Origin of the sequence: Paenibacillus sp. FSL H8-0283, from assembly GCF_045040675.1 — a bacterium.
Classification (GTDB): domain Bacteria; phylum Bacillota; class Bacilli; order Paenibacillales; family Paenibacillaceae; genus Paenibacillus; species Paenibacillus amylolyticus.
Window position 1 is genome coordinate 3,139,250 of record NZ_CP150295.1, and the last position, 14,130, is coordinate 3,153,379.

8 protein-coding genes are annotated in these 14,130 nt (G+C 45.5%); 5 read left to right on the forward strand and 3 right to left on the reverse strand.

The window, feature by feature from the left end; genetic code table 11:
- Positions 1 to 76: 76 nt before the first annotated feature.
- Positions 77 to 484, reverse strand: coding sequence for a hypothetical protein (locus tag MHI52_RS14165; protein ID WP_282321556.1), 408 nt, complete (start codon positions 482 to 484; stop codon positions 77 to 79).
- A 287-nt stretch (positions 485 to 771) separates the two neighbouring features.
- Between MHI52_RS14165 and MHI52_RS14170 the strand changes: the two genes are divergently transcribed.
- Together MHI52_RS14170 and MHI52_RS14175 are read left to right on the forward strand one after the other, a co-directional pair.
- Positions 772 to 1,764, forward strand: coding sequence for a hypothetical protein (locus MHI52_RS14170; RefSeq protein WP_405159250.1), 993 nt, complete (start codon positions 772 to 774; stop codon positions 1,762 to 1,764).
- Positions 1,765 to 1,825: 61 nt separating this feature from the next.
- Positions 1,826 to 2,911 (forward strand): glycoside hydrolase family 99-like domain-containing protein, encoded by a 1,086-nt coding sequence (locus MHI52_RS14175; protein ID WP_405159251.1) that lies wholly within the window; start codon positions 1,826 to 1,828, stop codon positions 2,909 to 2,911.
- A 28-nt stretch (positions 2,912 to 2,939) separates the two neighbouring features.
- Here the strand turns inward: MHI52_RS14175 and MHI52_RS14180 are convergent, their stop codons facing one another.
- Positions 2,940 to 3,785 carry an AraC family transcriptional regulator gene (locus MHI52_RS14180; protein WP_405159252.1) on the reverse strand — a complete coding sequence of 282 codons (846 nt, stop codon included), beginning with the start codon at positions 3,783 to 3,785 and terminating at the stop codon, positions 2,940 to 2,942.
- Between the two features lie 122 nt (positions 3,786 to 3,907).
- Here MHI52_RS14180 and MHI52_RS14185 point away from each other — a divergent pair, with 122 nt between their 5' ends.
- Both MHI52_RS14185 and MHI52_RS14190 read left to right on the forward strand, forming a co-directional pair.
- Positions 3,908 to 5,368 (forward strand): alpha-L-fucosidase, encoded by a 1,461-nt coding sequence (locus MHI52_RS14185; protein ID WP_405159253.1) that lies wholly within the window; start codon positions 3,908 to 3,910, stop codon positions 5,366 to 5,368.
- A gap of 282 nt (positions 5,369 to 5,650) precedes the next feature.
- The gene (locus MHI52_RS14190) at positions 5,651 to 7,123 is read left to right on the forward strand and encodes an exosporium glycoprotein BclB-related protein (protein WP_405159254.1); all 1,473 of its coding nucleotides are present in this window, start codon (positions 5,651 to 5,653) and stop codon (positions 7,121 to 7,123) included.
- 130 nt (positions 7,124 to 7,253) lie between these two features.
- Here the strand turns inward: MHI52_RS14190 and MHI52_RS14195 are convergent, their stop codons facing one another.
- Positions 7,254 to 7,688: a hypothetical protein gene (locus MHI52_RS14195; protein WP_127545860.1), complete on the reverse strand. Its 435-nt coding sequence runs from the start codon at positions 7,686 to 7,688 to the stop codon at positions 7,254 to 7,256.
- 995 nt (positions 7,689 to 8,683) lie between these two features.
- Here MHI52_RS14195 and MHI52_RS14200 point away from each other — a divergent pair.
- A complete protein-coding gene (locus MHI52_RS14200) occupies positions 8,684 to 13,936 on the forward strand; it encodes a S8 family serine peptidase (protein ID WP_405159255.1) in 5,253 nt (1,750 codons plus the stop codon).
- Positions 13,937 to 14,130: the final 194 nt, after the last annotated feature.

The following is a 14,130-nucleotide window of genomic DNA, read 5'->3' on the forward strand; positions in this document are numbered from 1 at the left end:
GAAACCAAAAGAAGCGATATCCGGAGTGTACACGGATATCGCTTCTTTTGGTGAAACTCATCTGATTAGGCTTATCTTATACGGGTTGAATGGCGAGATGGGGTGTCCCGCTACTTTCATCAACGAACAGTATATATTGATTGCCAGCAGTCCCTGTTAAGACCAGACCGGGTTGACCTGCAACACCAGGATTGTAATATCTGAGTTGTTGCAAAACGGGTAGGGAGAGTGGAAGAGTAGGTTGATTAAGTGCCATTAATTGTGTAGCGGCCTTAACGCTATCTCCAGCTTCAATCACTCCGCCTACACCCAAATGGTTGACAATCGAGGAGCTGGCGTTGATTTGAAGACTGCCTGTTATGGTCTGACTGCCATTGACGTTTAGATCGACACCAACGGTTTGATTACCATTGACCTGCAGATTCTGATTAATCGTCTGATTGCCTGTGACAAGGATGTTATCAAATGTTGGCAAAGATATCATCTCCTATATAGTATTCATATATTCTATGAGGACAAGATCTGGAATGATCCGGGTGGCCACACATTATATACCTGGGATAAAGCCCCTTTTGCAAAAAAAGAGTTAGCGAAACACTATTTCGTGCATATTGTAGGCAGAGAATGTTTTCGCATGGAACAGGAGGGTTTGTTATCCAAAAGAAGTCAAGAACGCAGGTTAAGTCCACAAAAAAGAAACGTTCAGTTCATGATGCGAACCGGTTATTCCTGAGACAGATGAATGTGGTTCTGAACAGGAAACTCAAATCCATGCGTAAACATATGGAAGTACAGCAATTGGAACTGAATCAGCAATGGCTGAAAATGATGCAGGTGGGGAGCATACCTACCCGAGAAGTGCCAAAAGTGATCTATAAGGAGTTAAATGTGCTTCTTATCACTCCTTGTAATGACCGAGAAATGTCATCACATTGCGTCCTGATTGAACAGAGTTTGAAACATCTCGTGAGAAATGTGAATGAGATTAAATATATCGAATCCGTGTCAGCCTGTTTGTCTTCCTATGATGTTGACCTGATTATGGTTATCGGAAGCGGTGAAAACTTGCCGGATGAGAATATTACAGCATTAAGGACATCCACCGTGAAAAAGGCCATCTGGTTGTCTGCCGATCAACAAGTGAACCAAAGCGAAACTATTCTACCGATTTTTGATCATGTGTTTACACAACAATCAACCCAAATAAGCGATGATCAGCATCATATGGGAAGCACTGGTAGTCATGAACTGTTCATGCCGCCTGATCCACATATATTCTGTCCGCAAGTTGTTCCCCCGGAGTACGAATCGGATGTTTATATCATCGGGGATGCAGAACCGGATGACATCGTCACCGCTGTTGCCAAAGCGGGTCTTTTGGATAACAAAAAGGTTCGGGTAGATGGAAAGGGTTGGGCACAGATCAGGGATTTCAATCCTGTTCATACGAATGAAGCTCGTCAGATGTTATATAACGGAAGCAAACTGGTTATTCATCGTGGCGAATCAATCAAAAACGTGATGGAAATTGCCGCATGTGGGACGTTTCAACTCATAGGACCATCTGTGAATCAGAGCAACGCGATTGACCTTAGTAACTTTCAACAATACAACTCTTGTGAAGAACTCACTCAGAAGTTTGAACATTACTGGCAGAGTGTTGATGCAAGGAGACTGGCCGCTAGCCATGCTCTGGCATATATGAAATATAATCAATCCCATCTACAAAAAACATTGCGACTGCTGGATATCATTTTCATATAAATCATCCCAAAAATCACAGGAGCGTAGGCTGCATCATGTTGCTGCATTGGAGGAGTTCTGATTGAAGGTAATTGCTCTGCATCTGCCCCAATTTCACCGGATTGAGGAGAACGACCGATGGTGGGGGGACGGTTTTACCGAATGGACGAATGTAAAAAAAGCCGCGCCTTTATATTCGGGTCATCATCAGCCTAAACAGCCATTTCAGGGGAAATATTATGACCTTTCCGATCCAGATGTACGAAAGTGGCAAGCGGAAACGGCTAAACAGCATGGCATTTATGGATTTTGTTATTATCATTATTGGTTCAAAGGCAAGCGTTTGCTGGAAAAACCAGTGAATGAAATTTTGGATAGTGGGGAGCCTGATTTTCCTTTTTGCTTGTCCTGGGCCAATGAGACATGGACAAGAAAATGGGATGGGCAAGAATCCGATATTCTCATGGCCCAGAACTATGGGGATCGAGAGGATTGGGAAGAACATTTTAATTATCTGGTAAAAGTATTTAAGGACAAACGATATATTCGAGTGCAAGGTAAGCCATTATTTCTGATCTATCGACCAGCCAGTATTCCGCAATGTGAGGAAATGATTCAGTTTTGGCGTGAATTGGCTTTGAAACATGGCCTGAAAGGGATTCATTTTGTGCAGACCATTGGTGGATTCCCTACATTTAATGGTCAGATCTTTGATGCGAGTATGGAATTTGAACCGCATTATACGTTTGCACATGGACATATGAATGGAATCTGGATCGAAATGAACATCAAGGGACAGCAACATATTGCTGTGAATTACGACAAGGTATGGTCCTCCATTCTCGAACGAACACCACACCGTAACGGAGAAATTGTCTATCCAGGTGCTTTTGTCAATTGGGATAATACACCGCGGAGAGGTGTTGACGGACAGAGTACGCTCGGGGCCACCCCAGAGAAGTTTGGGCTATATCTATCCAGACAGATGGAACGAGCGAGGACGCTGTACAAAAGTCAGTATCTTTTTGTTAATGCCTGGAACGAGTGGGCGGAAGGGGCTTATCTTGAGCCAGATCAAAACTATGGTTATGCTTATTTGAGCGAACTCAAGAAAGTAACTCAGCATGAATCGAACAGTAACAAATCTATAGGAGGGAGTTCCGAATGAGGGAACTCTCTCTTTGCTTTGAGTTTATTTATAGACCATGTTTCGTTGTAAGTCCCGTTTTTTGTTTGCGGTACTCCGTTGGAGTTAACCCTGTATGCTTTTTGAACTGTCTGGAAAAATAGTACAAATCACTGAAACCGAGATGCTCGGCGATGGTGGTTATTGTGTTCGGGGTGCACGCCAGCAACTCCTTGGCCTTATCGATTTTTTTGCCAGTAATATAGAGGATCGGAGGAACTCCGATCTGCTGCTTGAAGAATCGAATGAAATAATTCGGATGCATGTAGGCGATCTGGGCCAGATCCTGAACCGAAATATTCTCTTCGATGTTGGAATCAATATAAGCCAGAATGGTGGACAGTTTCTCCATGACAGGCACGTTAATAAAAGAGATCTGATCCAGATCCAGATTCATTATATAGTGAGACAGTAGCTCGGTTAGTTTGCTCTTGGCCATCATATGGCCATAGACTTCATCGGATTTTGCATATGTAAGGATACTGCTGAAGATTGCTTGAATCAACTCAGGTTGATCTATCGTACAGATGTTTGGGAATTTCAGAATTTGGAACAAATTGATTCCCCCAACCTTTGCGCTAAAGTGACACCAATATTTGAGAAAAGGACGGTCATTAATGGCAGAGTAAGACTGTTGGATCCCCTCTGGCATTAAAATAAGCTGATTAGGCGCAGGATAATACTCCTCATCCCCAATTTTGAGCCAACCTTCACCCTCGCATATGAAATAAAACTTGCTGTAATCGGGCGTGTAATCCAGATCCCGCCAATCCGTATCGCACCGATTGTAATTGACCATGAATAATTCGACTTGGAGATTGGACAGGTAGTTCGTAAGCAAAGTTTGATGATTCATACTTTTCATCTCCATACAAGGTTATTATTGTCCATCTAAAAGTTAGTGTTCTGCATGTCTATCTTTCAGCCGTAGCACTACAATACAACTACAGACAATAACAGAAGGGATGAGAACATCTCATGGACAAAAACGAATATTTGCAACATATTGAAGCAACGATTGAGAGCGGTAAATTCAAGGACAACTGGAGTTCGCTTAGCACCTTCCAAGTTCCAGAATGGTACCCAAAAGCGAAATTCGGCATATTCATTCACTGGGGGCTATATTCTGTACCGGCCTATGATAGCGAATGGTATTCGAGAAATATGTACATACAAGGCACCAAAGCTTATGAACATCACCTTGAGGTGTATGGACCTCATAAGGACTTTGGATATAAAGACTTCATTCCGATGTTTCGTGCAGAGAAGTTCGATGCAGACGAATGGGCAACGTTATTCAAACAGGCTGGAGCCAGATATGTTATGCCTGTGGCAGAGCACCATGATGGTTTTCAGATGTACAAAAGCTCTATCTCTCACTATAACACATATGAAATGGGCCCCAAACGGGATCTTCTGGGTGAAATGAAGGTTGCATACGAGAAGCAGGGGCTGACATTATGTGTTTCGTCTCACCGCGCCGAGCACTGGTTCTTCATGTCTCATGGGAAGGAGTTTGATTCAGATATTAAGGAACCTCTGGAGCGTGGGGATTTCTATTGGCCTGCCATGCCTGAACCCAAGGATCACTTCGACTTGTATGACTCACCTCCAACCGAGGAGTATCTGGAGGACTGGTTGATTCGCTGCTGTGAACTGGTCGATCAATATCAGCCAAAGGTCTTTTATTTTGATTGGTGGATTCAAACGGTTGCGTTCAAACCCTATCTTAAAAAATTTGCTGCCTATTATTATAACAAAGGCGAAGAATGGGGCGAGCCTGTAGCTATTAATTATAAACACGAGGCCTACATGTTTGGTAGTGCCGTTCCGGATGTGGAGCGGGGACAGTTCGCTGAGCTCAAGCCCTATTTTTGGCAAACGGATACAGCTGTCGCTAAAAACTCATGGTGTTATACGGAAAATAATAACTATAAAACGGCTGAAGAGATCATTCGGGATCTCGTCGATATTGTAAGCAAAAACGGAAATTTACTGCTGAACATTGGGCCCAAAGCAGACGGCAGCATACCGGAAGAAGATCGTGAGATTTTGCTGAGCATTGGCAAGTGGCTGGAAGTGAATGGGGAAGCGATCTATGACACGTCATTCTGGCGTACGTTTGGCGAGGGTCCGACAGAGGTGAAGGAAGGGCAATTCACGGATGGGGATACGAAGATATTTACGAGTGAAGATATACGGTTTACGTTAAAAGAAAGCGATCTGTATGCCACGGTTCTTGCCTATCCAGATAACGGGGTGGTGCAGATTAAATCCCTGAAGGAAAATTCTCATCATTTTCAAGGGGTCATTCAAGATATTCAGGTACTTGGTTACGAGGAACAACCGAAATGGGAGAGAACAGCGGACGCACTGATGATCACAACGACAACTGTGAAAAGTAATGCGCCTATTGTTTTCAAAATTAAATTGGACTAACCAACAAAGATAAATTAAATACTGTAAATATAAAAAGGGCGCATCCAGGAGTATTGTACTCATCGGATAGCGCTCTTTTGGTTGGGCTATATATAGGGCTGACTTCCATGCAAAATCCTCTCCATGATAATGGAGGTTCCTCCAAGCTGAAAACTGTAATTCGGAAATTTACTTATATAATAATCACGAAATTCTTGCTTGCTAATATACTGATATCATCAAACCAGTGATGTTCGCCTGTAATGGATTGATTGAGACTCACTAAGGAGGATCTGCAAAAAGATGAAACCAAAGAAACGCATCAGATATGGTTGGAGCGGATTTAAGAAAAAAAAAGCTGAGGACTGTGACCATCCCCAAGAGCAGCACAAAGAACACCACCACGAGCACCATCATAACCACCACAATCATCATCACAATAACCACCATCATAAGTGTTTTGACAAAGAAGCCGAATTCCTTCTCAAATTAATTGGTGAGTTGAAGGGAGCAATTGTACAGGTTTTTGCCAATCCCACGCCTCACAATGTTTCACTTCTGATTGAGGTACTGCGTAAATTACTGGCTCTGGTTCATTGCTCGGATTTGAAAAAGGGAACCAAGGCAGATCTCGAAGCGGTCTTGGAGCTTACCATTGTATCTGCAGAGGCTGTTCCATTTTCTCCGATCAGTGTGGGAACCAATTTGCAGCAATTGCTGGATGTGCTCCTATCTGTCATTTTACAGGGGAATATCGATTCGGCTGAGAAAGATCAACTGGTCATTTTGATCCGGGCGACCGAATTGGCTATCACAACAGGGCTTAGAAACATAGGCAGTCAAGGTCCGGCAGGACCTGCAGGACCAGCGGGTCCTCAGGGCGTACCTGGTCCACAAGGCCCGGCTGGCGCTGCTGGTGCTCAGGGTGGTGTAGGTCCAGCTGGTACACCGGGAGCTGCTGGTGCCCAGGGACCAGCAGGTGCAACAGGTGTTACTGGAGCAACGGGTGCGGCAGGCCCAGCAGGTGGCGCAACAGGAGCGACAGGTGCAACGGGGAGTACAGGAGCTGTTGGGGCAGCTGGCGTTACAGGAGCGACAGGTGATCCTGGCGTAGCAGGAGTCACCGGGGCTACCGGGGCAACAGGTGTGACAGGAGATACGGGTGCAGCCGGAATTGCAGGGGTAACCGGGGCGACCGGTGCAACTGGGATTGCGGGAGTAACTGGCAGCACTGGTGTTACTGGGGCTACGGGTTCTGGCGCCATCATACCGTTTGCTTCTGGCGGACCTGCCATATTAACAACGATTCTTGGTGGACTGGTGGGAACGACAAGCCTTATCGGTTTCGGCAGCTCGGCAACAGGAGTCAGCATTCTGGGTGGCACGATTGATTTAACGGGAACGATTGTCGGACCACTCATTAACTTTGCGTTCTCTGTCCCACGGGATGGCGTTATAACTTCGATTGCTGCCTATTTCAGTACCACAGCAGCCTTGGCCTTGGTTGGTTCAACGGTGACCATCACTGCGCAATTATTCAGTTCACCTACTCCGAATAATGCATTTACTGCGGTTCCGGGGGCGGTCGTTACACTGGCACCTCCACTCACCGGTATTATTGCATTGGGTAGTATCTCCAATGGCATAACAACCGGATTGACTATACCTGTGACTGCACAGACACGTCTGCTGCTGGTGTTCTCGGCAACGGCAGCCGGACTCACACTTGTGAATACGGTTGTCGGGTATGCAAGTGGCGGCGTGAACATTACATGATGAGATATAAATTTTGATCTGAGGCTGACTCAATCGTTTCTATAAAAATCATAAAGTAACCCCATGACTCATATGAGCCATGGGGTTAGAACTTTTTATAAATAATTGTGATATCTATTACTACCAATCATTAGTAGTAAATGTCATAGCTTCCACCATAACCATTGGGTGAGTAAGCTACAATTTTATGATAACCATACAAGTTCTCAAGAGTGATGCTTTTCGTTCCATAATCAGACACGATTACTCTTCCATCTCCCTTCAGGGTTCCACTCATATCTTCAACTTTAAACACATATTCCCCTGTTGTAAGAGGGTTAAACCTAAAGGTGACTTTTCCACTCAAGTAAATATCGGTACTATATCCACCATTGAAATATTCTCTTAAGGGATTTGGGGCAAAAATATTAATTTCTTGTGCTTGGGACTGTTGTTGTGTCTGAACTTCCTGGGAGGAAGGGTTAGTTAGCGTAAGAGCTTCATCAGCGAATACCGCAGGAACAGATGCTAAAAGCATCGCCATGGAAGAAAGAGCTGCAATTGCTGTTTTTTGATATTTTTTCACAATCAAACATCTCCTTTTGGTATATAAAATTTAAATTAGATTAGAGTTCGTACTGTTCACAAAAAGACAAAAGATCAATAGAGCAGTAGCTTTCCTCACAGTCATTTCCTAGGATGAGAGTGAGGTTGATCTGGCGCCAAATGTATGTTACAAGATAATCCTACATTTAATTCCAAATATATACAATACAGTTTTCATGATTTTCTGTGCTATTTTTGTTAAATATATACTTTATTCATATATAGTTCACAAATTAACATTTATAAGCTCAGACGATTACGGAGAGGGAATACACGATTCGAACACGCCATTAAACGAAAATTGACACAGAAGGATGAGCCTCTGTTTTGCCACTTTGTTTGAATAGTAACCTTGAACATCAAGTCGTAGTTTCATAGAACTACTACATTTGTTCATTAAGCGAAATGAAATACATAAATGCGAAATGAGAGTATGAATACGTAAGCGACATGAGACACATAAAAGCATTAAATAGACTTATTTTCTATATTTTTCAATATAGTGCTTGTGTATATCGAATAATGACTTTATACTATACCAATAAAATCCAATTAAATTCCTAATCGACTATTATATGTAATTAAAATGTTTAACTACTCACTCGAATTACGATCGAAAGTCATATCCACCACTCCTTAGCAAGCGTTCTGCTAACGCTCCAGATTACCCTTCCACATGAATGCTTATAGACATTCACTCTCATTGCATTATTCAAACACCCAAACTATTCACTCACATGGTTTAATCCGATTCATTCAATCTCCTAAACTTTCAAGTAAAAAATCATAGACTGATCTGTTATCTCTTCTGACTCATATTGTTCCCTAACCAGACCTGTAAAGGAGGTGAGGCTTTATGTGAAATCCAGGGTATCTATTTCGTACGCAATAAAGGTTATTTTACCGTTTCATTCTGCAGAGAAGGGCATATGTACCAGACTAAATTAAAAAACCGGGTAAAAGGAGTGGAAAAGTTTGATAAAGATTAATCGGTTACGCAAGCCCATCTCCATGGGGCTCTCGCTTCTCCTTGCATTTTCGATCATTCATCCGGTTTCAGCTGAAAACTCCACATCATCCAAATTGGATATGAAATCAGGACTTGCCAAAGTTACGGAGTCCAAAGTAAACGCCAAGCTGACCAAAGAATTTGATGGTAGTGAATATGTGACCTATCTGGTGAAAATGAAGGAACAGGTGGATACAGCTGCAGTCTCCAAACAGGCCCTTGAAAAGGCGACCATAGCCAAACAAACGGCTTCAGCCACAAAGCTGTCCGTTCGTAATTCGGTTGTCAGCTCGCTGCGAGAAACGGCCTCGCGTACACAATATCCATTGGAAACTTATCTGGAAAAGGAAGTTGACCTGGGTAAGGTCAAAGAATATAAAAGCTATTTTATTGTCAATTCATTGGCAGTAACGAGTACCAAAGAAGTCATGGAACAGATTGCGCTGCTGCCTGAGGTGGAGAAGATTCTACCGAATGAGACACGATACTTACAGAAAGCCGAAGTGAGTAAAGAACCAGCGAATGCGGCATCAGGCAAAGATGTTGTCCAAACGCCAACTAAAGACTCTTCAGTCGGTGTCAAAGACAAAGACAAAGAGCCTGCTGCAAAGGACAAGCTTGCGACAGAGAACGTGGAATGGAACTTGGATTACATCAATGCGCCAGCCGTGTGGGATCGGGGCATCGATGGAACAGGGATTGTTGTTGCCAATCTGGACAGTGGTGTGGATTATACTCACCCTGCGCTTCGCAGCAAATGGCGGGGATTGGATGCCTCGGGCAATATCGTTGATCCCGAACTGAGCTGGTATGATCCGCACAGTAATGCTTCCCTCCCTGCGGACGAAGACGGACATGGTACGCACACGATGGGTACGATGGTTGGCTCGGAAGCAGATGGCACCAATCAGATCGGGGTTGCTCCCGGTGCGAAATGGATTGGTGTGCGGATATTCAATCCGGAAACAACGGATGCCATTATTCTCGATGGCGGACAATGGTTGATCGCTCCGGTGGATGCGGAAGGCAATCTGCATCCTGAACTTGCACCGGATGTCGTTAACAACTCGTGGGGCGGAGGCGCAGGATTGGATGAATGGTTCCGTCCTATGGTCCAAGCTTGGCGTGATGCTCAGATTTTCCCGGAATTCTCCGCAGGAAATGTGAGACTGGGTAACCCGGGCGGACCTGGTTCTGTTGCTAACCCAGCCAACTATCCTGAAAGTTTTGCTACAGGAGCAACCGATATCAACGGAAATCTGGCTTCGTTCTCCCTGCTGGGCCCATCCCCGTATGGTGAGATCAAACCGGAAGTATCTGCCCCGGGTGTGAATATCCGTTCATCGGTTCCGGGCGGAGTATATGAGGGAGGCTGGAACGGGACATCCATGGCAGGCCCGCATACAACTGCGCTTGCTGCACTGCTGCTTCAGGCCAATCATTCCCTTACAGTGGATCAGCTGGAGCAGATCATTACAGATACAGCCACGCCGAGAACCGATAGCCAGTATCCGACATCTCCTAATAACGGCTACGGTCACGGCATTATTAATGCCCTTGATGCTGTGGGTTCTGTACTCGAAGGGATCGGCACAGTATCCGGCAGAGTGGTTACAGCCGGAGATGATCTAGAAGAGCCAGTACTGGCACATACCCCTGTTAATTCTGCCTTTACAGGCATTGATATACCATTAACCGCTCATGTGACAGATAACGTCGCAGTAGTCTCCGTCGAGGCTTTTGCCAAAACGACAGGCACCAACCAGTACGTTTATCTACCGATGAACCGGATTGCTGGAGATAACAAAGATGGGACATATACAGCGACAATCCCTGCTTTTCTTATTGAACCGCAAGGTGTGGAGTATTATATCCGCGTGAACGACTACGGCAACAACGGATTCGAAAGTCAGGTATATAAAGTGGCTGTCTCCAATGGTGTTCAGCCAGGATATCTTCAGGATTTTGAAGAAGATCAACTGGGCTTCACCACTGGTGGGACCGGAAGTACTTGGGTATGGGGAGCACCAATCAGTGGTCCTGGAAGTGCATACTCCGGTGACAAGGTGATTGCAACCAATCTGCAAGGAACTTATGTGGCGAATAGCAATGCATATCTGCTTGCGCCGCCTATTGATCTAACCGAGAGTCCAGAAGGGGCGTTATTATCCTTCAAGCACTGGTATGACCTGGAGAATAACATCGACTTCGGCAAGGTATACATCGCTTCCGAGGATAGCGATTATGTGTTCCAAGAACTGTTAACCTTCACGGGTACAGGTGGCAATTGGAAGACACAATATGTGGATCTTCGCGAATACGCGGGACAGCAGGTGTTCATCAAATTCAATCTGACGAGCGATAATTCATTGCAAAAGGCTGGCTGGTACATTGATGATTTCGCTGTAGAAGAACTGGATGAGATTGCTCCGGGCGCTCCTGCCGGATTGTCTGCGACGGCCGATATTCTTGGTAATGTAGCCTTGAGCTGGACGGGTCCGAGCGATGAGGATCTCGAATCCTATGTGGTATATCGCTCCACAACCGCAGGTGCAGGTTATGAATCGATTGGAACTGCAACAGGAACAACGTTTACAGATACGGCTACGGTGACAGATTCGACGTATTACTATACCGTTGCCGCACTTGATTATAGTGGCAATGAAAGCGACAAATCGAATGAGGTCTCCATTACAGTAGAGGTGCCTCAGGATATCTACATCGATCATTTCGATGGCAGTGATGATAATGGCTGGACTCATTCGGGAACCAAAGATGAGTGGGAACGCGGTATTCCGTTAACGGGACCTGCCACCGCGGTTTCTCCACCGAATGTCTGGGCGACTGATCTCGACAATACGTACGAGAGTGGCTCCAACTATTCACTCGTATCTCCGGTCATTGATTTGACGGATGTGTCCGAAGGAACACTCACGTTTAATCATTGGTACGAGATTGAGAGTGGATACGACTACGGGTATGTGGAAGTCACCAAGGATGGTGGAACCACATGGTCAGAACTGGGCAAATTCTCACATAGTACAAACGGTAAACAATGGGCACCGGTATTCTATGACCTGGATGCACTTACCGGCAATGAAGTACAATTCCGGTTCCGTCTGACCTCAGACAACAGTGTTGTGAAGACAGGCTGGTTCATTGATGATTTCCGAGTACTGGGTGTTGCTGCGGAGACGGTCACGGAGGACAATGCGGTTGTGCTTAACAGTGACAAACCTAAACCGTCCTATGATAATCCATGGTACAAAATTTCGCGGACAGACAAAGCGGAATTTAACAAAACGAAACAGCAACAACCGGAAGTTGAAAAACCAGAAACAGGTTCGGTTAATCCACAAAGCCTGCCTGCAAGTGCAACGGTTACCGTACTTGAAACCGGACGTTCGGTGAAGACAGATCCAGCTACAGGCAAGTATAACTTCACACACGTAGCAGGTGATTACACGTTAAAAGCTGAAGCATATGGCTATTATCCTCTAACTCAGCGGGTAACGATCACCGATGGCAGTGGAGCCAAAGCCAACTTTAATCTGGAGGCAATCCCGCATGGACAGATAGAAGGTGTAGTAACGGATGAGCGTACAGGACAACCACTGGCTGATGCTTCCGTTCTCGTGGTCGAAGATGCCAATGTAGGTGAAGTTCGCACAGGTTCAGATGGCAGCTTCGATATTCAGGTATTGGAAGGAAGTTATACCCTGTCCATCCGGGCTGCTGATTATTACAGTAAAACCGTAACTATAACTGTACCTGGTAATGGGACAGCAGAGGCAAATATTGCCTTGAAACCATTCATCGGTTTCCCAGGGGAAATTGCTTATGATGATGGATCAGCAGAGAACGCACGAGCTTTTAATGCTGCGGATAACGCTTGGGCAGTTCGAATGACACCAGAGCTGGAGACCGCTCAACTGACAGGTGCATCGTTCCGATTCTGGAACACCGAATGGCCTGTACCTGGAGGCACAGCGTTCCAATATGCCGTCTATGATGCTTCGGGTGCGGGCGGAGCTCCGGGACGACAACTGGCTGGACCATTTGACGGTACTGCACTTCGTAACGATCAATGGACAACTGTTGAATTCCCGGAACCGGTCATTGTAACGGGTGATTTCTATATCGTGTATGTACAGAGCTTAGCTGGAACTAGCGCTCCGGGACTCGCTACCGATGAGGATGGTCCAAATGCAGGTCGAAGCTGGCAGCGAGTAGGTGGAGCGTGGAGCACTTCACCTGATGAAGAAGGTAACTACATGATTCGTGCAGTTGTGAGATATCCGGTAAATGCACCTGTGCTCACAGCACCTGCGAACACGTATACGAATCAATCAACCTTCACTGTGTCGGGAACGTCTCCGGCATCTGGAGCTCAGATCAAGATCTACAACGGCAAGGATCTGGCTGCCACCACAACGGTGGCAAATGGGAAGTTCTCATACGGTGTGAAACTCCGTTCTGGCATTAATGCGATTACTGCCGAGGCAGTGGTGGACGGGAAAACGACCGACCGCTCACTCCCCGTCGTCATTATTCTGGATCAGACCAAACCGCAGTTGACCATTGTTACGCCAACTCAAGGAGATCGCATCAATGCGGAAGTTGTTCACGTAACGGGTAATGTCGTGGAACAATTCCTCGATAAGGTAACCGTTAACGGACAAACCGTACAAGTGGGCAAAGACAGAAGCTTCAGTCATCGCGTATTGGTTAACGAAGGCGAGAACACAATTACCATTACAGCAACCGATCTCGCTGGCAACAAAACAACGGTAACCCGCACCGTATACGTGGAAACGGCGTTGCCAGAACTTACGAATATTACGCCAGCTGAAGATGTTCGAATCACATCAGGAGAAAGTGTCACCGTATCTTTTGACAGTAAACCTGGTCTGCAAGCATCTTTCCGGATTCAGTTACCTTTGAATCTGAATGCCCAGGGGGCAGGAGAGGTTCCATTGGTGGAGACTGAACCTGGTCGTTACACGGGTACGTACGCAACACCTTCATCCCTTGTTCTGGATGGTGGAGTCATTGTAATTCGAGCTCAGGATGCAGCAGGCAACAAAGTAGAGGCGGAAGCAGCTGGGCGATTGTTCGTCAGCGCAGCACAAGAACAACCAGTTCCAGAACCAGATTCGAGCCCTGAAGAGACTGAAACGGAAGTGGGTCCATCGTCCGCTGAGGGTCTTCAACCTTAATTATGCAAAGTGTGACATGGATGTTAACTACGTTTTGACCATCTAAGCAAGAAGCCGATAAGCCGACGTATCAGGGCTTGTCGGCTTTTTGTTGTATCTCGATTCACATCTGACGCCTAAGATTAATGAAGCATCCATTGGAATGCTTTTTATTTTGCTCTCACATGTCAGCAGGTGAGTTGCCTCTTTCTTCA